Origin of the sequence: Pseudomonas sp. A6 (assembly GCF_052367875.1) — a bacterium.
GTDB classification, from domain to species: Bacteria; Pseudomonadota; Gammaproteobacteria; order Pseudomonadales; family Pseudomonadaceae; genus Pseudomonas; species Pseudomonas citronellolis.
In genome coordinates this window covers 6,491,124-6,516,087 of record NZ_CP198970.1, presented here as the reverse complement: position 1 = coordinate 6,516,087, position 24,964 = coordinate 6,491,124, and the positions used below count along the sequence as shown (strand labels likewise).

The following is a 24,964-nucleotide window of genomic DNA, read 5'->3' as shown; positions in this document are numbered from 1 at the left end:
ATCTTGGTTAGAGTGTTAAGAGGGGAGGTAATAGATGTTCTGGATATTCTCGCGTCTTCCCTGTTTGATGTGGTGAGGGGGGGGGCGGTTGCAACTGGCGCAGTATGTGTTTTGGTTTTGATAAATTACTTTAAGGCCAGGGGTAAGGGGTAGACTGAGTAACATCCAAAAAGGGCGCGAAAAGGGCAGATTTATTTTTCATACTCTAAAGCTGGCTGGCTGGCTGGCTGGCTGGCTGGGTAGGGTTAGGGTGTGAGAAATAAATCTGTCCCCTTTTTTCTTTCTTTTTCTTTTGGACGTCTCCAGAGACTAAATGGTATGCGCAAACTGGGACGGGTTGGGTTTATACGGCTAAGGGAGATCCGGCAAAATGGGTGGCTTATGAAGTTCGTGATGGTGTGCGCATGCGAATTGTATACCAGCCAGCTACAGGGAAGGTAATTACTGCGTTCCCTGATGACGCTCCTGTACCACCTTATAAGCCAATTAAGTAGGTTTTATGTTTGCAGATCGTATTGTGAAGTTTAGTGCTAGATTTGAGGGGCGTTTGAGTGCTGATCTTCTTAAGGGTGTCTTGGATTATGTCGCGTATAACGAAGAGGGTCTAGCGTTCGAGATATTGTGTGATCATATCTGTGAGTATAATGTTTCTATAACGGATGAAGAGTATAGTGAGGCGGTTGAGCTGGCTCGAGATTTGGGGCTGAATATGGATGAGGGGCCATTTAAACATTTGCTGGGGCTAAAGAAGTAGAGCAACAACGAAAAGAGAGCGAAAAGGGGACAGATTTATTTTTCCTACTCTAAAGCTGGCTGACTGGACAGGATTAGGGTGTGATAAATAAATCTGTCCCCTTTTTTGCTTTTTTGTTTCACTTTTTTTAACCTCCACGATTAAGGTTAATGTTCGTGATGGGGTGATTCAGACGGCGTTCCCGCTCTAATTAGGGAGGTGATCATGACTAACGGTGGTTATCTAATGGAGCAGTTTATCGCTCAGGAGTTTAATGCTAGTGTGCGCTGTTTTGAATAGGGCGATTGATGAAAGGGCACGCTCGGATAATGTTTTAATCAGGGAATTTGAGTTTAATTGTTTTGATGTTGTTCTTGACTTCGAGAGGGGGTGGTTAAGTTGCAGGATGCCCTTTTGTCAGGTGTTGAAAGCTCTGCTGAGTTGCCATTGTCAAACTTTATCTCTGTATGTGGTTTAAACTTGTTAAACGAAAAGGGGCGGATTTATTTTCCTTGCTCTAGAGTTGGCCGGCTGGGCAGGATTAGAGCACGAGGAATAAATCTACCCCTTTTTAAAAGGTAAGATGGGGGGTTAAGGTTATTAAGGGTGGGTGATGACTATTACAATGTCTTTGGAGTTGGAGAGGGGGGCGAAGCTTGATGATGTGGCCAAGGTGCTCTCTCATATGGGGGAGTGCTTCTCGCATGAGGGAGAGGAGTTATGGGGGGAGTTTAATAAGTCAGGTTCACATTTCGTGTTTAGTTATGCCGATGAGTTTGATGACGTTGTGGCTGAGGGTGTCCAGCTTACATGGAAGGTCGGCATAAGGGGGGCAATTCATTGTAGGGCAAGCACCCTCGATTATAGTCAGTCTGATATTGAAGGATTTCTAACTAGGCTCTCTGGTGAAACAGATTTTGGATTTATCCTGTCTTTTCAGTATGAGTCAGTGTATGTGGTTCGAGATAAGGGTGGGCTTCGATTTATAAAAAAGATGGTCGAATGAAGTCGACTGCAGGGAGGGCGGCGAAAAGGGGACCGACGAAAAGAGACGAAAAGGGACAGATTTATTTTTCTACTCTAAAGCTGATCTGGCGGGCAGGGCTAGCGTAATGAAAATAAATCTGTCCCCCTTTTTTATAATTTAACTCATATTCCTGTGGGTTTTTAATGTATGAAGTCTGCTGAGTATTATCGGTGTTTGCCAGAGTCTATGTCGATAGAAGCTATAAGTTGTGAGTTTGCTGAGGTATTGGAGGGTGTTAAGTCTGGAGTGGTGTCTAAGGAAGATGCTCTTAATGCTCTTTCAGAGTTAAGCGATAGGCAGTGGAATACTTATGATTTTTTGAATGGTGAATTAAGATCGTCAATAGAGGATGCTTTAGTCGCACTTTGGGATGGCCAAAGCTTAGGGGCAGCAGAAACGATAGTTTCGATAGTCGCGAGACTAGGGCTTGGGCGTGTTCTTAGGTTTTTGAGTGCCCTCGACTCCAGCCAAGTGTCTCCTGATGTATTGAAGGAGATACATGAAGCAGTAGAGGAGTTGAGAGATAATATAGATGATCCGTATAGTGGGATGCGAGACTGGAAAGCGAAATGACCGAAAAGGGGCAGATTTATTTTTTCTACTCTAAAACTGATCTGGCGGGCAGGGCTAGAGTAATGAAAATAAATCTGTCCCCTTTTTCTGGGGCTATCAATGTGCTCAGCTGTCGCTCTCTACACTAACTGCTCACTTGTAAATTACTATAGGGAAATTCAAATATGACTGAGACGCACGATCCAAAAGTACTAGCGTTCCGTATGCAACGTCTGCGCAAGACGCCTCGTAACTGGACATACTGGGTTGCAGGCTTCACCGCTGCAAATGGAATATTTCTGATCATGCACCATGACGTGGTGATCCTTGCCGGCTTAATTTTACCATTCGCTATTCCTGGTGCTGCGCTGCACTTGGTTGCGGCTGCCATTCTCGCCGCTATCGCTTACGCTTCGAAAACAATCCCCAGGATTCTGATTGTTCCGCTGGCTGTATATATAGCTGACACACTGTTTGCCTTTTATGTTCAGTCTTGGGCTGGCCTGGCTATGCATCTGGTTGTGTTTGCATTTATTGGCTTCTCGTTTCTAGGTGTGCGGGCGATTAAAGCGTTGGAAGCCAAGCAAAAGAGTGTCGACTGCTAGCAATTTGGTAACTCTTGGTGAAACGCCAGACTGAAAAAGGAAAAGGGCGTGAGTTCGTTTTTCTGCTCTTAAATTGATCCGGCGGTTAGAGTCAGAGGGGAAAGAGGCAGACTTATTTTCTATTTTCAGAGAATAAGCCCATCCCCTTTTTCCTGAACCAGTAAATAGCCGCACCTACCCCTCACCGATCCCGCATCAACCTCGGCATCTCCTCCAGCGGCACCCACAGTTCCCCCTGCCAATCCAGCAACATCACCCGGCGTGCCTGCCAGTTCATCAGTACGCGGCGGGGTGTGTGGTCGTCGGGGGTGTGTTGGTCGCGCAGGGTGGGGATGACTTCGCGGCTCAGCCATTGGTCCAGGTGCTGGCTTTCCGGGTGGCCGAAGCGGACCAGGGCCTTGTAGAGGCCGGCTTCGTTGATCATGTCGAGCGGTTCTTCGCTGTCGGTGGCGTAGCGGACGTGGATGCGGCGGGTTTCGTGGGGGCGGAAGCGATGGTGGAAGCGCTGGGGGTAGCCGAAGCCGAGGAGGCGGGCGAGGTCCTGGGCGGCGAACCAGGGTTGGTTGTCGATCATCACGCCGCGCAGGGGGCGGCCGTGGCGAATGAAGGTGGTTGGGGTGTATGCGTCGTGCATTGTCGGACTCCTATTCCATTGAGGAGCCGCCGCCATCCGCTGTCAGTCGAATGGAGGCGGACCGTGCGGGGGTGACAGACCGGGAATAGGAACCGGCAGACCCGAAGGTCTCCCCCGCACGATCCGCCATGGAGGATTGCAGCAGAAAACTGCAGGTGTGCGGGAGCCTGCGAAAACGTTCGCCGTTTTCGCCTGCACCTTCTGGCGCATCGCGCCTATTCGTCGGACTGTCAAACCCGGCCACGGGACTGACCGTGGCCGGGGCAGGATAGGCAGGTCGCTGGAGCGGCGGAAGACGGATAATTTCCGAAATTCCCTGTAGGACGGGCCTTGGCGAAAAGGCGGCGGATTTATCCCGGGCTGCCAGCCGGCTCTGCCTCCACCTCGATGTCCAGGCGCTGCAACCTGAAGCAGGCCGGTTCCGCTCCGCCGTCCTGCACCTCGCCGAGCAGGGCGATGTAGCGGCTTTCAGCTTCCTCCACCAGCAGCTTCTTGCCGCTGGCCAGCGGTAGCGTGGGGCAGAGGATGCGTGTCGTGCCGGCGTCGTCCAGCAGCAGGGCGTTGCGTGGGGCGCTTTCCTGCAGTTTGCTGCGCAGGGTGATGCGGCAGGCGCGGGGATGTTTCGAGAGCCAGGTGAGGGTGAGCAGGGCTTGGCCGTTGCCTGCCGGGGTTGCCCTGTCGACGCGCGCCAGTTGCCAGGGCGCTTCGGAGCCGGGGCGGATGCCGAGCAGGTCGCCGGCCTTGGGCGGTGGGGGCTCGCCGTTGCTCCAGAGCGCGGATACTCCGTTGGAAAGGGGCGTGACCTGGCTCAGCGCTATGACCGGGGGCCGTTCGGCGGCGCTTTCGCTGGGGGATTTGAATTCGATGGGCTCCAGGTGCGGCACTTCTTCGTCGAGCCCGCCCCGGCCGTCGCTGTGGATTGCCCAGACGTCCTGCGCCTTGGCCTGGAGGGCGAAGTGCTGGGCGTCCAGGGCGGCCTCGTCCCTGCCGGCGCCCAGGTGCTCCAGAAGTGCGCCGAAGCCGTGGCAGGCTTCCCAGTTGGCGCCGGGCGCCTGGCCGCGCCAACTGCGCAGCAGGTGGTCCTTCAGGTCGAACCCCTCGCCGGCGGCGCCGAGGCCCTTGAAGTGCTGCATCACCTTGAGCGCTTCGTCCAGTTGCAGGGCCAGGTGGCCTTCGGCGGCGGGCGCCTTGGCGGTGTCGAGGAAGGGTTGGTCGCGGTCGCTGGCGACGATCCAGCGGTCGGTGTCGCGGGCATTGTCCAGGCGGGCTGTCGAGGCGAGCGTTTCCAGGGATTCGATCAGCACCTGCAGGGCTTCCCCGGGCATCTGCAGGGGAGCGGAGCTGGCCAGCAGCAACGCGCCGAGGTAGCCGCGGCTGATGCTCTGGCTGCGGGCTTCCGGGATTTCCGGGTCCTTCACGTCGATGTCCTGCAGCGACGCCTGCCGGGCCTTGGCGTAGAGGCGATGGAGCAGGCGCCAGAAACCGGCCGGTGCCTCCTGGCCGTTGAGCAGGGCGCTGAAGTGGATTTCCTGGGCGCTGCGCAGCGTGCGCTGCAAGAGCAGTGCCTTGAGTTGCGCCTCGGCGCATTCGCCCCGGGCCAGGGCCCAGTAGCCCTGGATCAGCCGGCGGTGCAGGGCGGCGATGAGTTGCGCCGCCTTGTCCGCCCGCCGTCGCTCGGTGCTGCCCCGTCGGTCGCCGAGCAATTCGGCGAGGTTGTGCCCCAGGTCGAAGACTTCCGCTCGCGAACGCTCCAGTTGCTTGAGGCGTGTGGCTGGCGGCAGGCGTGCGGAGTCCAGGTCGACCAGGCGGTGGTAGAGGGTTCGTGTCCGGGTTGCCAGGTAGGCAACGTCGGGGCGCCGGGTGGCGTCGTTCGACTGCGTTTTCATCGCGGAAGGCTCTAGGTTGCGGTTCTCCAGAACTTGCCCGGAGACTGCTTGCTTCGCTATGCGATGGGTTTAGGACACATCTGAAAAACGCTGGGGAAAGGGCTTTTTGCATGGACTGTTGCGCGCCGGCGTGCTCGCAATGGCCAGGAGCCCCATGCTGGAGCCGCGGTTCCGTCCACTGCGCGAAGAGGATTTCTTGAGGCACTTCTGATTCCACGTAGGTGGCGTGGGTGGTGGCTCAATGCTTGTGTTTTAATGGCGCGGCCAGGTAACAAGATGTTTTCGAAGGATCGACGGGATGCAGTTCATTCCCACAGGCTGGATGCCAGGCCTTGTCTCGCCTCTTCCTGCCGTTCACGCCGGTACGTCCTGTAGCGGCTGCGTTTCCCGTGCTCGAACTTTCCTTCCTCGCATGCCTGCGCGCATGGGCTCCGCCGTGCGCGTCGGGTGCCCGGGCCCATCGTGGTTCCGGTTGCCATGGTGGCTCGATGGCATTGCCTGGCCATTGAGAGGACGGCCGTCGGCATTGGCTGGCGGCCCTGTTTATTGGATTTCCGAGGGGGAATGCAGTGTGAAGATGAAAATGTCCCGGGGCTTGTTGTTGGGCGTGGCGTCCGCCGCCCTGCTGACGGTCGGCGGTTGTGCCACGGAAAGCTCCAGGGCGCTGCCGGTGCAACAGGTGGAGAGCGTCAACAAGCCGTATTCCGGCGTGCGTTCGCCCATTGCGGTGGGCAAGTTCGATAACCGCTCCAGCTATATGCGGGGCATCTTCTCCGATGGCGTCGACCGCCTTGGCGGCCAGGCGAAGACCATCCTGATCACCCATCTGCAGCAGACCAACCGCTTCAACGTGCTGGACCGCGACAACATGAGCGAGATCCAGCAGGAGGCCGCTATCAAGGGCCAGGCCCAGCAGCTCAAGGGCGCCGACTATGTGGTGACCGGCGATGTCACCGAATTCGGTCGCAAGGAGGTCGGCGACCGCCAGCTGTTCGGCATTCTCGGGCGCGGCAAGACCCAGGTGGCCTATGCCAAGGTCGCGCTGAACATCGTCAACATCAGCACCTCCGAGGTCGTCTATTCCTCGCAGGGGGCGGGCGAGTACGAGCTGTCGAACCGCGAGATCATCGGCTTCGGCGGCACCGCCAGTTATGACTCCACGCTCAACGGCAAGGTCCTCGACCTGGCCATGCGCGAGGCGGTGAACAAGCTGGTGAACGCGGTGGACAGCGGCGCCTGGAACCCGGCCCGATAACCCGAAGGAAAGCAGGGAGTAGTGATGTTCATGGGTAAGAACTTTGTTTCCAGGGGCTGCCTGGTGGCGCTGGTGTGCGCAGGCGTGGCGTCGCTTGCCGGGTGTTCCTCGCCGAAGACGCTGTACCAGTGGGAAAGCTACCAGTCCCAGGTCCACGACTATTTCACCACCGAGGCGAAGGAGGCGCAGGCCGAGGCGCTGGAGCGCGACCTGCAGAAGATCGCCGCCACCGACGGCCATGTTCCGCCGGGCTATCACGCGCAACTGGGCCTGTTGTATTCGAGCCTGGGCAAGGACGACCAGATGGTCCAGCAGTTCAATACCGAGAAGGCGCTGTTCCCGGAGTCGTCGGCCTACATGGATTTTCTGCTGAAGAACGCAAGGCAGGGAGGTAGCAAGTGATGTGGAACCCGATCAAGACTTTGCTGGCCCTGTTTGCGCTGGCGCTGCTCGCCGGTTGTGCGCCGCAGAAGACCGTCGACTACTCCGCCTACAAGCAGGCCCGGCCGCGCTCGATCCTGGTGCTGCCGCCGCTGAACGATTCGCCGGACGTGAAGGCGACCTACAGCATGCTCTCGCAGGTGACCTTCCCGCTCGCCGAGGCCGGTTACTACGTGCTGCCGGTGGCGCTGGTGGCCGAGACGTTCCGCCAGAACGGCCTCTCCACCCCGGCGGACATCCATGCGGTGTCCCCGGCGAAGCTGCAGGAAATCTTCGGTGCGGATGCGGCCCTGTACATCACCGTGACGCAGTACGGCACCAGCTACATGGTGCTGAGCAGCGCGACCGTGGTGACCGCCGGGGCCAAGCTGGTGGACCTGAAGACCGGCACCACCCTGTGGACGGGAAGCGCCACCGCCTCCAGCGAGGAGGGCAGCAGCAACAACGGCGGCCTGCTGGGCATGCTGATCACCGCGGCGGTCAAGCAGATCATCAGCAGCGCCCAGGACGATGCCGGCTACCCCATCGCCGGTGTCGCCAGCCAGCGCCTGCTGTCCGCCGGGCAACCGGGTGCGCTGTTGTACGGTCCGCGTTCGCCGAAGTACGGCACCGACTGACCCGCCGAGGCCGGGCGAAGGGATGAGGTTGTCTCTTCTGCCGCCGGCAAGGATGGGCCCGGCGTCCCTGCCATGACCCATCCACCCTCAGCAAGGGCCCGCCCAGCTTTCGCCGGGCGGGCCTGGCGGGGGAATCAGACGATTCTGATCAGACGCGGAAATGGCTCACCAGCGTCTGCAATTGCCCGCCCAGGCGCGCCAGTTCCACGCTGGAGGCGGCGACTTCTTCGCTGGCCGCGGCGGTCTGTTCGGAGACGTCGCGCACGCTCACCACGCTGCGGCTGATTTCCTCGGCCACGGCGCTCTGTTCCTCGGCCGCGGTGGCGATCTGCTGGTTCATCGCCTGGATGTTCGACACGGTGCGGGTGATGCTGCCCAGGGATTCGCCGGCCTGGCGGCTCAGGGCCACGCTGCTGGCGGTCAGTTCGCGGCTGCCGAGCATGACGCTGGAGACCTGGCGGGTGCCGCTCTGCAGGCCGGCGACCAGGGCTTCGATCTCTTCGGTGGACTGCTGGGTGCGCTGGGCCAGGGCGCGGACTTCGTCGGCCACCACGGCGAAGCCGCGGCCGGCCTCGCCGGCGCGGGCGGCTTCGATGGCAGCGTTGAGGGCCAGCAGGTTGGTCTGTTCGGCCACCGATTTGATCACGTCCATGACCTTGCCGATCTTCTCGCTCTCCTGTTCCAGACGCTGCATGGCGTCGGCGGAGCGTTCCACTTCCTCGGCCAGGCGCTCGATCTGTTCCACGGCCTGGTTCACCACGCGGTCGCCGTCGTGGGCCTCGCGGTCGGCGGCGGACGCGGCCTGGGAGGCCTGCTCGGCATTGCGCGCCACTTCCTGCACGGTGGCGGACATTTCGTGCATGGCGGTGGCCACCTGGTCGGTTTCCACCTTCTGGCTGTTGGCACCGGCGCTGGTCTGCTCGGTGACCGCCGACAGCTCCTCGGCGGCGCTGGCGATCTGCGTCACGCCATCGCGGATGCCGCCGATCAGGTCGCGCAGGCTGTGGCTCATGCGCTGCATGCTCTGTTGCAGGCGGCCGAGTTCGTCGCGGCGCTCGACCTGGATGTCGCGGGACAGGTCGCCGGCGGCGATGCGGTCGACCACTTCCATGGTGGCGTGCAGTGGGCGGGTGATCTGCCGGGTGATGACCACCGCGGCCAGGCCGCCCAGCACCAGGGCCAGCAGGGTGAAGAGCACCTGCAGGTTGCGGGCGCGGGCGCTTTCGATGTCGCGGCGGTCCAGTTGCAGTTGGTAGAGAGATTCGCTGAGCTTGACGATGTCCTGGCCCTGGGTGGTCATTTCCTTGCGCGCCTGGACGATGGCGGCCATGTTCGCCCGCAGGGCCTGTACGCCCTCGCGGTAGCCGCGCAGCGCAGCGCCCAGTTGCTGCACGCGGGCCGCCAGGTCGGGGCCGAGGGTGCTTTCCAGCGTCGGTAGGCTGGCGAGGCTTTCGTCCAGGTGGCGGGTGACGCCGTCGCCATCGCGGGACAGGGCGGTGGCCAGGTAGTCGCGCACGTCGTAGCGGGCCTGCAGCAGGTCCTCGCGGGTGCGGCTGATGGCCTGGTAGCGGGCGGCGCGTTCTTCGTCGGCCGGGGCCTTGAGCACGTCTTCCTGCAGTTGCGCGGTCAGCTCGCCGGCGCGGGCGGCCTCGCCTTCCAGGGCGCGGCGGGTGGCGCTGGCGTTCTGGTAGCCGCTGCGCATGGCGGCCAGGGATTTCTCGTAGTCGGCGATGACGCCGCCCAACTGGTCGAGCATGCGCACGTTCTCGGGGCTGACGAAGTAGCCGCGCAGTTTCTGCTGGTGCGCCTTGAATTCGCCCAGGGCGCTCATGACGGCGCCGGCTTCCTGCTCGCCGCCGTCGGCGATCATGTATTGCAGGCGGGTGATGCGCAGCTTGGTGAGGCGGGCGTTGAGCTCGGTGATGTCGCTCATCCAGTTGCTGCGGTCGATCAGCGAGCCCAGGCCGACCCAACTGACCACGGCGAGGATGGCGGTAAACGCCAGGACCACGCCGAAGCCGAGGGCCAACTTGAGGTTCACGCTCAGGTTGGATATCCAGCTATGCATTGACGATCTCCAAAGAAGGTTCGGTGAAGGCAGGCCATTCGGAGATTGTTCTTGTCGAGGCCATGGCGAGGCGCACCGCGCCAGGGAGGTGTTATCGGCAGGGCATGGCGGAACCGTAGGAAAAAGTGAGAAAAATCTGACGCCAGAAACGAGGCGCACCGTTCCGGGGGCGGCTCAGCCCCCGGTTATCCACAACGCCAGCAGCGGCACCAGGTTGAGCAGCAGGATGCCGATCTTGTACACCGCCATGCCGCCGTAGTGCAGGGCGTCGAAGGCTTCCCGGCCCAGGCCGAACCAGTGCCTGTGCAGGCGGTACAGGCCGTCGTGGGCGAGGCTGAAGGCGCCGAACCAGAGCAGCAGCACGGCGTAGTTGAGCAGGGTGCACCAGAGCAGGAATTCCTGCGGGTCTCTGACGTTCATGGCGATCTCCCGGGCGTTTTTTCATTCGAGGGCGTCTATGTCGGACGGTTCCGACACTCGCCGAACGTCGCGGCCAATGGCGGGGCGGCCGGCCGCCGTGGATAATGCGCCGCTGCCGTGCCGCGGCTTTGCGGCGTGGCCCGCGGCCGGTTCCCGCGCGGTGGTGGTCGCCCCGCTGCGCCCGTGGTTTCCCGGCCCCTCTCCCTGGTCCTCTCGTCCGCCGTGCGCAGCGTCGCCCGGCGAGGTAGCCCCATGTTCAGCCCGCTCGTCACCTTCCCCGCGCTCTACACCGCCACCCTTCTGATGCTGGCCGGCTCCGGCCTGTTCACCACCTACATGGGCCTGCGCCTGACCGCCGAGGGCGCCGGCGACCTGTGGGTCGGCGGCCTGATGGCGGCCTACTACTTCGGCCTGGTCTGCGGCGGCAAGTTCGGCCACAAGCTGATCGCCGGCTTCGGCCACATCCGTTCCTACGTGGCCTGCGCGGGCCTGGCCACGGTGATCGTGCTGTTGCACGCGCTCATCGACACCCTGGCGGTCTGGGTGGCGCTGCGCTTCGTGATGGGCGCGGTGATGATGAACCAGTACATGGTGATCGAGAGCTGGCTCAACGAGCAGGCCGAAGGGCACCAGCGCGGCAAGGTGTTCGCCGGCTACATGGTCGCGGTGGACCTCGGCCTGGTGCTCGGCCAGGGCCTGCTGGCGGCGAGCCCGGCGCTGGACTACAAGCCGTTGCTGCTGGTGGCGATCTGCTTTTCCGCCTGCCTGATCCCGCTGGCGCTGACGCGCCGGGTGCACCCGGCCAAGCTGGTGGCGGCGCCGCTGGAGATCGGCTTCTTCTGGAGGCGCGTGCCGCAGTCGCTGGGCACCATTTTCGTCGCCGGCCTGATGGTCGGCGCCTTCTACGGCCTGGCGCCGGTGTACGCCAACCGCAATGGGCTGGACACTTCGCAGTCGAGCCTGTTCGTCGGCATGTGCATCGTCGCCGGCTTCTGCGCGCAGTGGCCGCTGGGCTGGCTGTCGGACCGCGTCAACCGCAGCTGGCTGATCCGCGGCAACGCGCTGCTGCTGTGCGTGGCCGCCGCGCCGATGTGGGGGCTGATCCAGCTGCCGTACTGGGCGCTGCTGGCCAACGGCTTCGTCACCGGCATGCTGCTGTTCACCCTCTATCCGCTGGCGGTGGCCCTGGCCAATGACCACGTCGAGCAGCCGCGGCGCGTGGCGCTTTCGGCCATGCTGCTGACCACCTACGGGGTGGGCGCGTGCATCGGCCCGCTGTTCGCCGGCGCGCTGATGAGCCACTTCGGCCCGGGCATGTTCTACATGCTGGTGTCGGCCTATGCGCTGCTGCTGATCTTCTGGGTCCAGCCGCGGCGCGTCACCGGCATCCACCGCGTCGACGAGGCGCCGCTGCACCACGTGGCCATGCCCGACACCGTCAGCCCCATGGCCGCCACCCTCGACCCGCGGGTGGAAGAGGTGCCGGAAGAGCTGGTGGTGGAGGCCCCGCCGAGCATCGGCCGCTCCGACGGTTCGCCCGACCAGGCGAGCTGACCCGCAGAAATGAGAAAGCCCGGCGAATGCCGGGCTTTTCTTTCACCTTGCGGTGTACTGCGCGTTGCTTCAGGCCTGACGGAAGTGGGCGTTGAAGACGGTGTCGCCACCGGATTCGGCAACGCTCATGGCGCCGTGCAGACGGTCGATGGTGTGGCTGCTGCCGTTTTCGGCCACGCGGGCTTCCTCGCTACCCATCTGTTTGTGCAGACGGTCGATGGTGTTGGAGCTGCCGTTCTCGGCTACGCGGGCCTCTTCACCCATCTGCTGGTGCAGGCGGTCGATGGTGCGGCTGCTGCCGTTCTCGGCCACGCGGGCTTCTTCACCCATTTGCTTGTGCAGGCGGTCGATGGTCTGGCTGCTGCCGTTTTCCGAAACACGGACCTGCTCGCTCAGTTGCTTGTGCAGGCGCTCGATGGTCTGGCCGCTGCCGTTCTCGGCGACGCGGGCCTGCATTTGCTGGTGCAGACGGTCGACGCTGTAGGAGGAACCGTTCTCGGCCACTTGCGGGGCGGCGAAGGCGAGGTTGGCGGCGATCAGGGAAAGGGCGAAACCGAAGGTGAGAGTGCGTTTCATGATGTTTGGCTCCTGGAGGAAAGGGGTGTTGTTCTGGACACGGAGCCAGTATCCAATCTGGATTATCGATTTGAAAACGAAGCCGGGTAATGGTCGCTATCGATGGCGATGATGTTTGATTAATCCTTTTAAAAACAATTAGATGATTTTAAATATTGACTTCTATCAATGGCCTCGATGGGCTGTATCGATGCGATTGTTTATATCTGTTTATTGGATGTTTTATCGATGTGGCAGCCCGGGAGCCTTCCCGGAAGCGGCCAAATCGCTCGCTGAACCGCATGCCAGAGCGGTTGTGCCTGTTTCTGGGGGCATGGCGTCGGCTTGCATCGACGCGCGGATGTCGGCGTGCGGTCGGGGTGGCGTGCTACGTTGGGGAAACGTTCGATTTTCCGCCCCGGCGATTTTTCCGGCATTTCGCCGGCGCCCTGCGGTCCAACCCGGTAGAAGAGCCTGCCTGGGCGCACCCAACCGACGCGGCGACAAGGAGTTCTGCATGACGCGCGGCGCAAAAATCTGCCTGTTCAGCCTTGCCGGCCTGCTCACCCTGCTGGTGGCGGCGCTGGCGTTCATCGCCACCTTCGACTGGAACCGCGTGCGGCCGTTGATCAACGACAAGGTCTCCGCCGCCATCGGCCGCCCCTTCGCCATCAACGGCGAGTTGCAGGTGCTCTGGCAGCGCGAGCCGGAGGAGGGCGGCTGGCGCGCCTGGGTGCCCTGGCCGCACTTCGCCGCCAGCGACATCACCCTGGGCAACCCCGACTGGGCGCAGGGCAAGACCCGCGCGGCCGAGTTCGCCAGCCTCAAGCACGTGGAGTTCCGCCTTTCGCCGCTGCCGCTGCTGTGGCACCAGGTGGTGATCCCGCAGGTGCGCCTGACGCAGCCCAGCGCCGACCTGCTGCGCCTGGCCGACGGCCGCGCCAACTGGACCTTCACCCTGCCGCCCAAGGAAGAAGGGCAGCCCGAGGAGCCCACGCCCTGGTCCCTGGCCATCGGCGAGATCGGCTTCGACAAGGGCCGCGTGGGCTTCGACGACCAGACCCTGAAGACGCGCCTGGAAGTGCTCGTGGACAGCCTCGGCAAGCCGGTGCCCTTCGCCCAACTGGCCGGCAAGGCGCTGGGCGGTGAGCAGGCGGCGGCCACCCAGGACTACGTGTTCGGCTGGAAGGTGCGCGGCACCTACAAGGGCCTGCCGCTGGCCGGCGAGGGCAAGGTGGGCGGCGTGCTGGCCCTGGAAGACGCCAGCCGGCCGTTCCCGCTGCAGGCCGAGGTGAAGGTGGGCGACACCCGCGCCGCGGTGCTCGGCACCCTCACCGACCCGCTGCACCTGGGCGCCCTGGACCTGCGCCTGAAGCTGGCCGGCACCAGCATGGCCAATCTCTACCCGCTGACCGGCGTGACCCTGCCGGACACCCCGGCCTATTCCACCGACGGCCGCCTGCGCGCGCAACTGCACGAGCCGGCCGGCGCGCGCTTCGAGTACCAGAACTTCAACGGCAAGGTCGGCGAGAGCGACCTGCACGGCAGCCTGACCTTCGTCAACGGCCAGCCGCGGCCGCGGCTCAGCGGCAAGCTGACCTCCGAGCAGTTGCGCATGGCCGACCTCGGCCCGCTGATCGGCGCCGACAGCAACGCACAGAAGCAGGCGCGCGGCCAGAGCACCCGCCAGCCGGCGGACAAGGTGCTGCCGGTGGAGGAGTTCCGCACCGAGCGCTGGCGCGCCATGGACGCCGACGTGGAGTTCGCCGGCAAGCGCATCGTCCACAGCGACAAGCTGCCCATCAGCGACCTGCAGACCCACCTGCGTCTGGAGAACGGCCTGCTGCGCCTGGACCCGCTGCGCTTCGGCGTGGCCGGCGGCAGCCTGACCGCGCAGATTCGCCTGGACGGCGGCAAGGCGCCGATGCAGAGCCGGGTGCAGCTGCAGGCCCGCGGCTTCAAGCTGAAGCAGCTGTTCCCCAGCTTCGCGCCCATGCAGACCAGCTTCGGCGAACTCAACGGCGACGCCGCCCTGGCCGGCACCGGCAACTCGGTGGCGGCCATCCTCGGCGGCGCCAACGGCGAGCTCAAGCTGCTGATCAACGACGGGCGGATCAGCAAGGGGCTGATGGAGATCGCCGGGCTGAACGTCGGCAACTACCTGGTGGCCAAGCTGTTCGGCGACGACGACGTGAAGATCAACTGCGCGGCGGCCGACGTCGGCATCACCAAGGGCCTGGCCCAGCCGCGGATCTTCGCCTTCGATACCGAGAACGCCATCATCAACGTCGAGGGCACCAGCAACCTCGCCACCGAGCAGCTGGACCTGGACATCATTCCCCACAGCAAGGGCGTGCGGCTGTTCTCGCTGCGCTCGCCGCTATACGTGCAGGGCACCTTCAAGAACCCGAAGGCCGGGGTGCATGCCGGCCCGCTGATCGCCCGCGGCGCCGGCATGGTCGCCCTGGGCGTGGCGGCGGGGCCGGCGGCCGGGCTGCTGGCGCTGATCGCGCCGAGCAAGAGCGAGGACAACCAGTGCGCCGCCCTGCTGGCGCAGATGAAGCAGCCGGCCCGGGCGCCGAAGCGCTGAGTCAGTAGACGGGGATGTACAGGTCGGTTTCCGAGGCGGCGTCGTCCGGCCCGTGGAAGCGCTCGGTGTAGCGCTCGAAGGATGGCGCGTGGCGCGGCTCCAGCCCGCGCTGGGGCAGCAGTTCGGCGTGGATGCGCTGGAAGCTGTCGGCGATGCCTTCCACCGGCCCGACGTGGGTGAACACCGCGTACTTATGCGCCGGCACTTCGAACTTCACCATGCCCTCGGGCACCGCGGCGCCCGGCGCCACCGGCAGGCCGGCGACGTAGTGGAAGACGCCGCCGGCGGCCTGGGCGCAGATGCCATAGGCGCTGCGGTCGTCGGCCTGCGCAGCGACCTCATGCTCGCGCGGCAGGAAGCGCTGCCAGAGCTGGCCGATGCTGCCGTCCTGGCCGTCACCACGGTATTCCAGGCCCACCACGCTGAAGGCGGGCAATTCGACGATGCGCTGTTTCATGAGGTCCTCTCCTGTTTCCTGCTCGCATGATAGACGGCAGCGACAAAGGCTGAATATTTTTCGCAACGCCAGGTCCATTGCTCTGTTCCCCCCTTTGCAGAAGGAGATTGCCATGCCTCGCAACGGTACGCAGGGCCACACGGCGCGCCATGAGAAGCAGCGGGCGCACGTTCAGGCGCAGTACGGGAAGCTGGGCCTGAGCCCGGAAGAGGTGGACGCCCTGGCCAGGCTCGCCCGGCGCAGCAAGCCGGCCGCCGAGAAGTTGCTGGGCATGACGCGCAAGGAGTTGCTGGCGCGCGCGACCCGCGCAGGCGTGCGCGGGCGCTGGCGGATGACCAAGGCCGAGCTGGTGGCGGCGCTCAGCTGAGCGCCGCCCGCCGGCCTCAGGGGTGGGCGTCGCTGTCGTGGCGGTCGCGTTCGGAACAACTGAGGAAGCCGGTCCCGTCGACCTTGCCCTGGTCGTCGAAGGTCACGTAGTAGGGCTGCTCGCGGCCGTCCTTGTTGAGGATGTAGCTGTTGCAGCTACCAGCCTTGTACGCCCGCGCCTGGCTGCTGGACGGCGGGCCGCCGACGCGCAGCACCTCGTCCTTGCTCATGCCGTCGTGCACGTCGCGCACCAGCGGCTCGTCGCGGTAGGTCACCAGGTTGACCGGGTTCTGCACCCGGGTGGATTCATGGGAACAGCCCGCGAGCAGGGCCAGGGCGGTGACGGTCAGCAGGGCTTGCCGGTACATGGGGCCTCCTTGTCGGCTCGGACCTGTGGGTGGTGCTGTTTCGAGTCGGGGGTGGGGAGGGGAGTTCGAAAAAACTGGGGGAGGAGGCGTATAACCGCGAACGGTTATACGCCCTACGGGGGAGGTGACTTGTAGGAGCGAGCTTGCTCGCGAACGGAGTTTCCAGGTGGCTTGGGTATTTTGGCTCGACTCCGCTCCCTCTCCCCGGCCCTCGGCTGCGCGCCCCGCCCTGAAGGGAGAGGGGGCTTGTCCGTGCCGAGAGAGGGAATGGTTTCAGCCGGTAGCTTTCGGCGTCGCCGGCTGACTCCAGAACACCAGCGTCTGCCCAACGGTCTCCTCTCCCTTCAGGGAGAGGGTTAGGGAGAGGGTGCTCTACATCCAGCCCCAAAGTCCCCGGTAGGCACGATTCGCGAGCAAGCTCGCTCCTACGAAGAGCCTGCCTCTCAGCCGTAGCGCTTCTTCGCCTCAGCGGTCGCCATCGACGTGGCGAGTGTTGGGTCGCATGGCCGCCACGCTCCGGCGCAGGGCCGGCACGCTGCGTTGGTTTGGGTACAGGCGGTGTCGGGGTGATTGCTTTTGTAGGAGCGAGCTTGCTCGCGAACGGAGTTTCCCGATTGCTCTTGAGCTGGACCTGAGCGCGTTCCCTCTCCCCAGCCCTCTCCCTGAAGGGAGAGGGGGCTAGTCCGTGTCGAGAGGAAGATTGGTTTCAGTCGGTAATCTCCGTGCTAGCCGGCTAATGCCGAAACATCAGCGCACTCCGAACGGTCCCCTCTCCCTTCAGGGAGAGGGTTAGGGAGAGGGCGCTCTACAGCCCACCCCCCAAAGTCCCCGGTAGGCACGGTTCGCGAGCAAGCTCGCTCCTACGAAGAGCTAGCCTCTCAGCCGTAGCGCTTTTTAGCCTCGATAGCCAAGCCACTTCCGATCCCGCCGAAGTGGTCGCCGTCGACGTGGCGGGCGTTGGGCAGCATGGCGGCCACGCTCTGGCGCAGGGCCGGGACGCCGCTGGAGCCGCCGGTGAAGAACACGCTGTCGACCTTGGCCGCGTCGATGTCGGCGTCGCCCAGCAGCTTGCCGATGCCGGCGCGCACGCGCTCCAGTTGCGGCTCTATCGCACCCTCGAACAGTTCGCGGGTCAGCTCGGCCACCAGGCCCGGTTCGATGCGGGCCAGGTCGATGTCGCGGCGCTGGCTGTCGCTCAGCTCGATCTTGCTGGCTTCCACCTGCATCGCCAGCCAGTGGCCGGCGCGCTGTTCGATGAGGCGGAACAGGCGGTCGATGCCGGTGCCGTCGACGATGTCGTAGCGCATGTTCTTCAGCGCCAGCTGCGACTTCTGCGCGTACACCGCGTTGATGGTGTGCCAGGTGGCCAGGTTCAGGTGGTAGCTGGTGGGCATCAGCGCGTCCGACTTCATCCGGCTGCCGTAGCCGAACAGCGGCATCACGCCCTGCAGGCTGAGCTGCTTGTCGAAGTCGGTGCCGCCGATGTGCACGCCGCCGGTGGCCAGGATGTCGGCCTGGCGCTCGGCCTGCTCGCGGCGTTCCGGGGCCAGGCGCACCAGGGAGAAGTCCGAAGTGCCGCCGCCGATGTCGACGATCAGCACCAGCTCCTCGCGCTGGATGCCGCGCTCGTAGTCGAAGGCCGCGGCCAGGGGCTCGTACTGGAAGGAGATGTCCTTGAAGCCGAGCTTCCGCGCTACCGCCACCAGGGTGTCCTGGGCTTCGCGGTCGGCCTCGGGATCGTCGTCGACGAAGAACACCGGGCGGCCCAGCACCACGGCCTCGAACTCGCGGCCGGCGACTACCTCGGCGCGCTTCTTCAGCTCGCCGATGAACAGCCCGAGCAGGTCCTTGAACGGCAGGGCGCTGCCCAGCACCGTGGTCTCGCTCTTGAGCAGCGGCGAGCCGAGCAGGCTTTTCAGCGAGCGCATCAGGCGCCCTTCGTAGCCTTCCAGGTATTCGCCCAGGGCCTGGCGGCCGTAGACCGGGCGGCGTTCCTCGGTGTTGAAGAAGACCACCGAGGGCAGGGTGATCTTGCCGTCTTCCAGTGCGATCAGCGGTTCCACCTCGGGGCGCCACCAGCCGACGGTGGAGTTGGAGGTGCCGAAGTCGATGCCCAGGGCGCGGGCGTCAGTGGAGTGCAGCATGGCGGAAAGGTCCGGCGAAAAAACGGCCGCGCAGTTTACGCGAGTGCGCCTGGGCCTGCTCGACTATCGGCTCATGTGCCGCTGGACGGTGGAGGTTATAGAGTGCTTGGGAAGGCCTTGTAGTTTTGCTACATTTGCCATCCTGTAGTTTTGCTACATGAGTTTGCCGATTCCGCAGAACCCTTTCCCACTTCCAGGTCGCAGTTGGATCCCGCCATGCACAGAGCCTCCCACCACGAGCTACGCCAGAGTTTCCGGGCGTTGCTGAACTCTTCCTCCTGCTACCACACGGCATCGGTGTTCGACCCGATGTCGGCGCGCATCGCCGGTGACCTCGGCTTCGAGGTCGGCATCCTGGGTGGTTCTGTAGCTTCGCTACAAGTGCTCGCGGCGCCCGACTTCGCCCTCATCACCCTCAGCGAGTTCGTCGAGCAGGCCACCCGCATCGGCCGCGTGGCGCGCCTGCCGGTGATCGCCGATGCCGACCACGGCTACGGCAACGCGCTGAACGTGATGCGCACCATCGTCGAGCTGGAGCGCGCCGGCGTGGCCGCGCTGACCATCGAGGACACCCTGTTGCCGGCGCAGTTCGGCCGCAAGTCCACCGACCTGATCCCGGTGGAGGAGGGCGTGGGCAAGATCCGCGCGGCGCTGGAGGCGCGGGTGGACCAGGAGATGGCGATCATCGCGCGGACCAACGCCGAGGTGATCGAGGTGGACGACGTGATCCGCCGCACCCTGGCCTACCAGGCCGCCGGCGCCGACGGCATCTGCATGGTCGGCATCCGCGACTTCGAGCACCTGGAGGCCATCGCCCGGCACCTGAGCGTGCCGCTGATGCTGGTGTCCTACGGCAACCCGAAGCTGCACGACGACAAGCGCCTGGCCAAGCTCGGTGTGCGCATCGTGGTGGACGGCCATGCCGCCTACTTCGCCGCCATCAAGGCGACCTACGACTGCCTGCGCGAGCAGCGCGGCGTGGATGCCTCCGACCTGACAGCCTCGGAGCTGGCGAAGAAGTACACCCTGCCGGAGGAGTACCAGATCTTCGCCAGGGAATACATGGAAGTGAAGGAGTAGGGCCTTTCAGGCTTCCCCGTTCTCGCCGAGCTTCTCCAGCAGGTACTCGACCTGGGCGTTGAACGGGTAGAGCAGGGTACCGGCCGGGCGCTCGGTCAGCCGCAGGTAGCGCCAGCGGGCGCGCATCGCTTCGCCTTCGACGCTGGCCGGCAGGGCGGCGAACTGCGTCTCGATGGTCTGCTGCAGGTCGGCGATGGCCTCGCGCAGGGTGTCGGTGTCTTCCCCCAGCAGGCGGTGGTTGGCCCGCTTGGCCTGCAGCAGGGCCAGGCGCTGCAGGTTGGCCGCCAGGGTCGCATCCCCCGGCGTGGCGCCGGGCTGGAGGCGGAATTCCTGCAGTAGCGCCGAGACTTCCAGGGCCTGGGCCAGCGCCTGGCGTAGCGCCGGGCCGCTCTGTTCGTAGCCGCTTTCCACCTGCGCCACCGTTTCGCCGTAGAGCGACCAGATGTCCTGCAGCGTCTCGCCGTTGTGCTGTTCGGCGACCTGGCCCTGGAAGGCCTCGTCGAGCCGTTCCAGGCGCTTGAGGAAGCGTTCGTCCCCCGTGGCGCTGTAGAGCAGCAGGTAGCGCTGCGCGGCCTGCAGGGTGGCGTCGAAGTCATCGGCCAGGGCCGCGGTCGGCAGGCTGGCCAGCAGGCTCAGCAGCAGGGAAAGGACGAGGCGGTGCATGGGGCGGCTCCTGGCGATGGAGCCGCCATTCTTGGCGGCCCTCCCGGCGCCGGATATCGGACGATTCCGAAGCTGCGGTAGACCGCCTCCGGGTCCCCGTCAGGCGCCGGCCAGCTTGCCGAGCATGGCCTCGATCTGCGCGTTGAAGGGATAGAGCAACTGCTGGCCGTTGCGCTGGCTGACCTGCAGGTAGCGCCAGCGCTTGTCCAGTTCGTCGTGCAGGGCCGGGTCGCTCTTCGCCAGGGCATCGATGCGCTGCTGGATGCGCTCGTCCAGGGCCTTGACGTTCGCCGCCTCGGCCTCGGCGCGCGGGCCGTCGACCTTCTGCAGGTTGGCCAGGCGGGCGGTGAGCAGGGCGCGGCTGCGCAGGTCGTCGGCCAGGCCCGGGGTGGCCAGGGGGTGGGCTTGCAGGTAGGCGTCCAGGGGCTCGGCCAGCTTCAGGCTGCGGGCCATCTCGCCGTTCTGGTCGAGCTTGCGGGCGGCGTGCTCGGCCAGCATCTGCTGGCGGCCCTGCTCGTAGCTGGCCCAGAGTGTGCGCAGCGTGGTGGCATCCTGGCGTTGCGCAAGGGCCGCTTGCAGGTGCTTGCCGGTGGCGTCCAGGCGGTCGAGGAAGCGCTCGTCGGCGGTGGCGCTGTACAGCAGCAGGTAGCGGTTGGCGTCGACCAGGTCGGCTTCGACGCCGGGGGCCTCGGCGGCCTGGGCCTGGCTGCCGAGCAGGGCGCAGAGGGCCAGCGGCAGGCAGTGGAGCAGAGGAGACGGGAGGATTCGCATCGGGGAACATCCATGGCGGGAAAGCGCGCTATTGTTCTCGTTGCGCGGCGCCCGGGGAAGGGGCTTTTCAGCGCACCCCGCCGCGTTTTCGCCCTTGCAATCGGCCGCCGGGGCGCCAATATCTGCAATCTGTACAAAGTTTGATCGGAGGTTGCCATGGCCAGTGGTTGGGCGAACGACGGCGCGGTGCAGGAACAGATCGACAGCACCATCGAGGACGCAGTCGCCCGGGCGCGCAGCCAGTTGCCCCGCGGCGAGAGCCTGACGCATTGCGAGGAGTGCGATGCGCCCATTCCCGAGGCGCGGCGCAAGGCCGTGCCCGGCGTGCGTCTGTGCGTGAACTGCCAGGCCGCCCACGACGAGCAGGCGGCCTTCGCCGGCTACAACCGGCGCGGCAGCAAGGACAGCCAGCTGCGCTGAGGCGCCTCACTGCAACTGCGGGGGCTTGCCGGCGGCGCGCCTTTCCGCCTTCCACTCGTCGAGGCTGGGTGCGGCCTGGTCGCCGTCGAGCTGGTGGATGATCTCGAAGTAGTCCTGCTTCAGCGGGTCCTTCAGCACTTCGCTGCGCGGCTTCACCTTCACCGCATAAATGCGCTGCACGTTCTGGTGGTCGAACGCGCGCCAGTACTGCTCGCCCTTGAGCAGGGCGTAGCGGTGGCCTTCCAGCGCCCTGATCAGCGCCTCGCTGTCCAGGCTGTTGGCGCGCCTGACGGCGTCCGCCCACTGGTAGACGATGCCGTAGGCCGAGGCGGCGGAGCTGGACGGGTACTTCTGGTAGCGCTTCACGTAGTCGTTGACGAAGGCCTTGCCGCGGGCGCTGTTCTCCAGTTCCGGCACGCGCCAGGTCCAGGGCTCGGTGCCGACCACGCCCTCCATCACGCTCGGCCCGGCCTGCTCGATCACGTTCAGGGTGAGGTTGGGCGCGACTATCTGCATGCGCCTGGTCAGGCCGAGGTCGTGGGCCACCTGCATGGCCCGCACCAGGTCGCGGCCGAACAGCACCAGGACCAGCACCTGGACGTCGCTGGCGGCCGCCTGGGCGAGGCTGTCGCGGTAGTGCGCCAGGCCGACGGCGGGGAAGGGAATGCGCCGCCCGGGGTGCTGGGCGCCGTCCTGGGTGCCGGTGGCCTGGCGTAGCGAGGCTTCGGTGGTGTGGCCCCAGGTGTAGTCGGAGGTGACGTAGAAGTAGCGGCTGCCCGGGTGCTTCTGCGCCAGGTACTGGCCCAGCACCCGGGCGCTCATCCAGGCGCTGATGCCCTCGCGGAACATGTAGCGGTGGCCGTCCTTGCCGGTGGTGTCGTTGGAGTAGGTGACGGCGCCGAAGTACAGCAGCCCGCGCTCGGCGGCGCGCTTGCCGGCGGCGATGGCCACGGCGCTGGAGGCGCCGCCGAAGAGCATGGCGGCGCCCTCGTCGGCCAGCTTGTCGACGTTGGCCACGGCCTTCTTCGAGCGCGAGGCGCTGTCGTGGCTGGACAGCCGCAGCGAGCGGCCGAGCACGCCGCCGTTGGCGTTGATCTCGTCGATGGCCAGCAGGGCGCCGCGCATCTGGTCGCGGCCTTCGTTCTGGTAGCTGCCGGTGCGGGGGTAGTTGAGGCCCAGGGTGATGGGGTTGGCGGCCTGGGCGCAGGCGCACAGGCCCAGCGCCAGGGCCAGGGTGGCGGTCAGTCGTTTCATCGGGAGTCCTTGTTGTTCTGGAGGGACGGGCACAGAGGCCCTGCCAGCGTAGGGGGTGGACTCGGCGGGGAAATGCGAAGCGGTGCCGGTGGGGGAGGTCTTCTGAATTTCCCCGGGGGATTTCAGCCGCCTGTAGGAGCGGGCCCTGCCCGCGAATCGCGCGCAGGGCGCGCTCCTACAGGGGAATGGCGTGGTGTACCGAGAAGCCGTGCTCGCTTGTGGCGTAGGTGCGACTGTCTTGCAGGCTGCGCCGAGGTGCCTTCGTAGGATGGGTTGAGCTTGCGAAACCCATGCGGCCGTGGCGATGGGTATCGCTTCGCTCAACACCATCCTACGAGGGTGTTCCTGGGCGGGTGCTCAGAACAGGAAATAACGCTGCGCCATGGGCAGCACCTCGGCCGGTTCGCACCACAGCAGTTGGCCGTCGGCGCGCACCTGGTAGTTCTGCGGGTCCACCTCGATGTGCGGCAGGTAGGCGTTGTGGATCAGGTCGGTCTTCTGCACCGTGCGGCAGCCCTGCACCACGCCGATGGCCTTGTGCAGGCCCAGGCGGGCGTGCAGGCCGGATTCCCAGGCGGCCTGGCTGAGGAAGGTCAGGCTGGTGGCGTGGCGGCTGCCGCCGAAGCTGGCGAACATCGGCCGGTAGTGCACCGGCTGCGGGGTGGGGATGGAGGCGTTGGCGTCGCCCATCAGGCTGGCGGCGATGGCGCCGCCCTTGAGGATCAGGCTCGGCTTCACGCCGAAGAAGGCCGGGCGCCAGAGCACCAGGTCGGCCAGCTTGCCCACTTCGATGCTGCCCACTTCGTGGCTGACGCCATGGGTGATCGCCGGGTTGATCGTGTATTTCGCGATGTAGCGCTTGGCGCGGAAGTTGTCGTTGCGCGCGCCGTCGCCATCCAGGGCGCCGCGCTGCTTCTTCATCTTGTCGGCGGTCTGCCAGGTGCGCGTGATCACTTCGCCGACGCGGCCCATGGCCTGGCTGTCGGAGCTGATCATGCTGAAGGCGCCGAGGTCGTGGAGGATGTCCTCGGCGGCGATGGTCTCGCGGCGGATGCGCGATTCGGCGAAGGCCACGTCCTCGGCGATGCTCGGGTCCAGGTGGTGGCAGACCATGAGCATGTCCAGGTGCTCGTCGATGGTGTTGCGGGTGAACGGCCGCGTCGGGTTGGTGGAGCTGGGCAGCACGTTGGCGAAGCCGCAGGCGCGGATGATGTCCGGCGCGTGGCCGCCGCCGGCGCCCTCGGTGTGGTAGGTGTGGATGGTGCGGTCCTTGAAGGCGGCGAGGGTGGTTTCGACGAAGCCGGATTCGTTGAGGGTGTCGGTGTGGATGGCCACCTGCACGTCGAGGCGGTCGGCCACGCTCAGGCAGTTGTCGATGGCCGCCGGGGTGGTGCCCCAGTCCTCGTGCAGCTTCAGGCCGATGGCGCCGGCGCGCACCTGTTCTTCCAGCGGCAGCGGCAGGCTGGCGTTGCCCTTGCCGGTGAAGCCGATGTTCATCGGGAAGGCGTCGGCAGCCTGGAGCATGCGCGCCAGGTGCCAGGGCCCGGAGGTGCAGGTGGTGGCGTTGGTGCCGGTGGCAGGCCCGGTGCCGCCGCCGATCATGGTGGTGACGCCGCTCATCAGCGCTTCTTCGATCTGCTGCGGGCAGATGAAGTGGATGTGCGTGTCGATGCCGCCGGCGGTGAGGATCATGCCCTCGCCGGCGATGACCTCGGTGCTGGCACCCAGGGCGATGGTCACGCCGGGCTGGATGTCCGGGTTGCCGGCCTTGCCGATGGCGGAGATGCGGCCGTCCTTCAGGCCCACGTCGGCTTTGACGATGCCCCAGTGGTCGAGGATCAGCGCGTTGGTGATGACGGTGTCGACCACCTCGGCCGCCGGCAGCTGGCCCTGGCCCATGCCGTCGCGGATGACCTTGCCGCCGCCGAACTTCACTTCCTCGCCGTAGACGGTGAAGTCCTGCTCCACCTCGATCCACAGCTCGGTGTCGGCCAGGCGCACGCGGTCGCCGACGGTGGGGCCGAACATGTCGGCGTAGGCTTGGCGGCTGATTTTCATGGTTCCCTTCCTCTCGGTTTAAAAGCCGCTGGAGGCTTAAGGCTTAAGGCTGAACGAAAAAGCGACTCCCTCGTCCAGCCTCTAGCGCTCTTATCGGCTCTTATCGGCTCTTATCGGCTTTACAGATTGCCCATCACCCGCCCGGCGAAGCCATAGACGCGACGCTCGCCAGCCAGCTCCACCAACTCCACCTCGCGGCTCTGCCCCGGCTCGAAGCGCACCGCGGTGCCGGCGGGGATGTTCAGGCGCATGCCGCGGGCCGCTTCGCGGTCGAACTGCAGGGCGTCGTTGGTCTCGTAGAAGTGGTAGTGCGAGCCGACCTGGATCGGCCGGTCGCCGCCGTTGGCCACGGTCAGGGCCAGGGTGCGGCGGCCGGCGTTGAGTTCGATCTCGCCGGGCTGGACGTCGTATTCGCCAGGGATCATGGGGTGCTCCTGGGGCCGAAC

The 24,964-nt window shown here is 64.8% G+C and carries 25 protein-coding genes and 2 pseudogenes; 13 read left to right on the top strand and 14 right to left on the bottom strand.

Going from position 1 to position 24,964, the window contains the following annotated elements:
- Window positions 1-296: 296 nt before the first annotated feature.
- The 5 genes and pseudogenes from ACTWJ5_RS28770 to ACTWJ5_RS28750 all read left to right on the top strand — a co-directional run.
- Window positions 297-494 (top strand): annotated as a pseudogene (locus ACTWJ5_RS28770) (hypothetical protein); the annotation flags it as partial.
- 5 nt (window positions 495-499) lie between these two features.
- Entirely contained in the window at window positions 500-754 is a 255-nt protein-coding gene (locus ACTWJ5_RS28765) for a MafI family immunity protein (protein ID WP_444437016.1), read from the top strand.
- A gap of 592 nt (window positions 755-1,346) precedes the next feature.
- Window positions 1,347-1,739, top strand: a complete 393-nt coding sequence (locus ACTWJ5_RS28760) for a hypothetical protein (protein ID WP_444437015.1) — start codon at window positions 1,347-1,349, stop codon at window positions 1,737-1,739.
- 168 nt (window positions 1,740-1,907) lie between these two features.
- Window positions 1,908-2,333: a hypothetical protein gene (locus tag ACTWJ5_RS28755; protein WP_444437013.1), complete on the top strand. Its 426-nt coding sequence runs from the start codon at window positions 1,908-1,910 to the stop codon at window positions 2,331-2,333.
- A 164-nt stretch (window positions 2,334-2,497) separates the two neighbouring features.
- Complete coding sequence (locus ACTWJ5_RS28750) at window positions 2,498-2,917, top strand: hypothetical protein (protein ID WP_444437012.1); 420 nt, start codon at window positions 2,498-2,500, stop codon at window positions 2,915-2,917.
- Between the two features lie 181 nt (window positions 2,918-3,098).
- Here ACTWJ5_RS28750 and ACTWJ5_RS28745 read toward each other — a convergent pair whose 3' ends face one another.
- Together ACTWJ5_RS28745 and ACTWJ5_RS28740 are read right to left on the bottom strand one after the other, a co-directional pair.
- Window positions 3,099-3,551 carry a BRO-N domain-containing protein gene (locus ACTWJ5_RS28745; RefSeq protein WP_444437011.1) on the bottom strand — a complete coding sequence of 151 codons (453 nt, stop codon included), beginning with the start codon at window positions 3,549-3,551 and terminating at the stop codon, window positions 3,099-3,101.
- 350 nt (window positions 3,552-3,901) lie between these two features.
- A complete protein-coding gene (locus ACTWJ5_RS28740; protein WP_444437010.1) occupies window positions 3,902-5,437 on the bottom strand; it encodes a hypothetical protein in 1,536 nt (511 codons plus the stop codon).
- Window positions 5,438-6,014: 577 nt separating this feature from the next.
- Between ACTWJ5_RS28740 and ACTWJ5_RS28735 the strand changes: the two genes are divergently transcribed.
- From ACTWJ5_RS28735 to ACTWJ5_RS28725, 3 genes are read left to right on the top strand one after another with little or no spacing between them, the layout of a single operon-like run.
- Window positions 6,015-6,692, top strand: a complete 678-nt coding sequence (locus tag ACTWJ5_RS28735; protein WP_009613369.1) for a CsgG/HfaB family protein — start codon at window positions 6,015-6,017, stop codon at window positions 6,690-6,692.
- Window positions 6,693-6,722: 30 nt separating this feature from the next.
- Window positions 6,723-7,094 (top strand): DUF4810 domain-containing protein, encoded by a 372-nt coding sequence (locus tag ACTWJ5_RS28730; RefSeq protein ID WP_061563343.1) that lies wholly within the window; start codon window positions 6,723-6,725, stop codon window positions 7,092-7,094.
- Entirely contained in the window at window positions 7,094-7,750 is a 657-nt protein-coding gene (locus ACTWJ5_RS28725; protein ID WP_253392916.1) for a DUF799 domain-containing protein, read from the top strand. The genes ACTWJ5_RS28730 and ACTWJ5_RS28725 overlap by 1 nt, the downstream gene beginning before the upstream one ends.
- Before the next feature lie 148 nt (window positions 7,751-7,898).
- Here the strand turns inward: ACTWJ5_RS28725 and ACTWJ5_RS28720 are convergent, their stop codons facing one another.
- The 3 genes and pseudogenes from ACTWJ5_RS28720 to ACTWJ5_RS28710 all read right to left on the bottom strand — a co-directional run bounded on the left by ACTWJ5_RS28720 (window position 7,899) and on the right by ACTWJ5_RS28710 (window position 10,238).
- On the bottom strand, window positions 7,899-8,603 hold the full coding sequence (locus tag ACTWJ5_RS28720; RefSeq protein WP_411353680.1) for a methyl-accepting chemotaxis protein: 705 nt from the start codon (window positions 8,601-8,603) through the stop codon (window positions 7,899-7,901).
- A gap of 198 nt (window positions 8,604-8,801) precedes the next feature.
- Window positions 8,802-9,683, bottom strand: a pseudogene (locus ACTWJ5_RS28715) (methyl-accepting chemotaxis protein); the annotation flags it as partial.
- A gap of 309 nt (window positions 9,684-9,992) precedes the next feature.
- Window positions 9,993-10,238, bottom strand: coding sequence for a DUF6868 family protein (locus tag ACTWJ5_RS28710; protein WP_116424267.1), 246 nt, complete (start codon window positions 10,236-10,238; stop codon window positions 9,993-9,995).
- Between the two features lie 252 nt (window positions 10,239-10,490).
- Between ACTWJ5_RS28710 and ACTWJ5_RS28705 the strand changes: the two genes are divergently transcribed.
- Window positions 10,491-11,792, top strand: a complete 1,302-nt coding sequence (locus ACTWJ5_RS28705; protein ID WP_444437009.1) for an MFS transporter — start codon at window positions 10,491-10,493, stop codon at window positions 11,790-11,792.
- Between the two features lie 69 nt (window positions 11,793-11,861).
- Here the strand turns inward: ACTWJ5_RS28705 and ACTWJ5_RS28700 are convergent, their stop codons facing one another.
- A complete protein-coding gene (locus ACTWJ5_RS28700) occupies window positions 11,862-12,368 on the bottom strand; it encodes a phage infection protein (protein WP_444437008.1) in 507 nt (168 codons plus the stop codon).
- A 496-nt stretch (window positions 12,369-12,864) separates the two neighbouring features.
- On the opposite strand from ACTWJ5_RS28700, the gene ACTWJ5_RS28695 reads away from it, so the two are divergent.
- The gene (locus ACTWJ5_RS28695) at window positions 12,865-14,937 is read left to right on the top strand and encodes an AsmA family protein (protein WP_444437007.1); all 2,073 of its coding nucleotides are present in this window, start codon (window positions 12,865-12,867) and stop codon (window positions 14,935-14,937) included.
- A gap of 1 nt (window position 14,938) precedes the next feature.
- Here the strand turns inward: ACTWJ5_RS28695 and ACTWJ5_RS28690 are convergent, their stop codons facing one another.
- Window positions 14,939-15,394 (bottom strand): GyrI-like domain-containing protein, encoded by a 456-nt coding sequence (locus ACTWJ5_RS28690; protein ID WP_301296436.1) that lies wholly within the window; start codon window positions 15,392-15,394, stop codon window positions 14,939-14,941.
- 112 nt (window positions 15,395-15,506) lie between these two features.
- Here ACTWJ5_RS28690 and ACTWJ5_RS28685 point away from each other — a divergent pair, with 112 nt between their 5' ends.
- Window positions 15,507-15,761: a hypothetical protein gene (locus ACTWJ5_RS28685; protein WP_116424271.1), complete on the top strand. Its 255-nt coding sequence runs from the start codon at window positions 15,507-15,509 to the stop codon at window positions 15,759-15,761.
- A 16-nt stretch (window positions 15,762-15,777) separates the two neighbouring features.
- Here ACTWJ5_RS28685 and osmE read toward each other — a convergent pair whose 3' ends face one another.
- Together osmE and ACTWJ5_RS28675 are read right to left on the bottom strand one after the other, a co-directional pair.
- Entirely contained in the window at window positions 15,778-16,128 is a 351-nt protein-coding gene (gene osmE / locus ACTWJ5_RS28680; protein WP_116424272.1) for an osmotically-inducible lipoprotein OsmE, read from the bottom strand.
- Between the two features lie 878 nt (window positions 16,129-17,006).
- Entirely contained in the window at window positions 17,007-18,272 is a 1,266-nt protein-coding gene (locus tag ACTWJ5_RS28675; protein WP_253412755.1) for an Hsp70 family protein, read from the bottom strand.
- Between the two features lie 216 nt (window positions 18,273-18,488).
- Here ACTWJ5_RS28675 and ACTWJ5_RS28670 point away from each other — a divergent pair, with 216 nt between their 5' ends.
- Window positions 18,489-19,352, top strand: a complete 864-nt coding sequence (locus ACTWJ5_RS28670) for an isocitrate lyase/PEP mutase family protein (RefSeq protein ID WP_009613347.1) — start codon at window positions 18,489-18,491, stop codon at window positions 19,350-19,352.
- Between the two features lie 6 nt (window positions 19,353-19,358).
- On the opposite strand, the gene ACTWJ5_RS28665 is transcribed toward ACTWJ5_RS28670, so the two are convergent.
- Window positions 19,359-20,015 carry a hypothetical protein gene (locus ACTWJ5_RS28665; protein WP_074982745.1) on the bottom strand — a complete coding sequence of 219 codons (657 nt, stop codon included), beginning with the start codon at window positions 20,013-20,015 and terminating at the stop codon, window positions 19,359-19,361.
- A 99-nt stretch (window positions 20,016-20,114) separates the two neighbouring features.
- Window positions 20,115-20,786 (bottom strand): hypothetical protein, encoded by a 672-nt coding sequence (locus ACTWJ5_RS28660; protein WP_444437006.1) that lies wholly within the window; start codon window positions 20,784-20,786, stop codon window positions 20,115-20,117.
- 156 nt (window positions 20,787-20,942) lie between these two features.
- Between ACTWJ5_RS28660 and ACTWJ5_RS28655 the strand changes: the two genes are divergently transcribed.
- A complete protein-coding gene (locus ACTWJ5_RS28655; RefSeq protein ID WP_043318848.1) occupies window positions 20,943-21,206 on the top strand; it encodes a DksA/TraR family C4-type zinc finger protein in 264 nt (87 codons plus the stop codon).
- Window positions 21,207-21,212: 6 nt separating this feature from the next.
- Here the strand turns inward: ACTWJ5_RS28655 and ACTWJ5_RS28650 are convergent, their stop codons facing one another.
- From ACTWJ5_RS28650 to ACTWJ5_RS28640, 3 genes are all read right to left on the bottom strand, one after another.
- On the bottom strand, window positions 21,213-22,460 hold the full coding sequence (locus tag ACTWJ5_RS28650; RefSeq protein WP_074982750.1) for a substrate-binding protein: 1,248 nt from the start codon (window positions 22,458-22,460) through the stop codon (window positions 21,213-21,215).
- Between the two features lie 357 nt (window positions 22,461-22,817).
- Window positions 22,818-24,518 carry an urease subunit alpha gene (gene ureC / locus ACTWJ5_RS28645; RefSeq protein ID WP_249918642.1) on the bottom strand — a complete coding sequence of 567 codons (1,701 nt, stop codon included), beginning with the start codon at window positions 24,516-24,518 and terminating at the stop codon, window positions 22,818-22,820.
- Between the two features lie 119 nt (window positions 24,519-24,637).
- Window positions 24,638-24,943: an urease subunit beta gene (locus ACTWJ5_RS28640; RefSeq protein ID WP_009613335.1), complete on the bottom strand. Its 306-nt coding sequence runs from the start codon at window positions 24,941-24,943 to the stop codon at window positions 24,638-24,640.
- Between the last annotated feature and the right edge of the window lie 21 nt (window positions 24,944-24,964).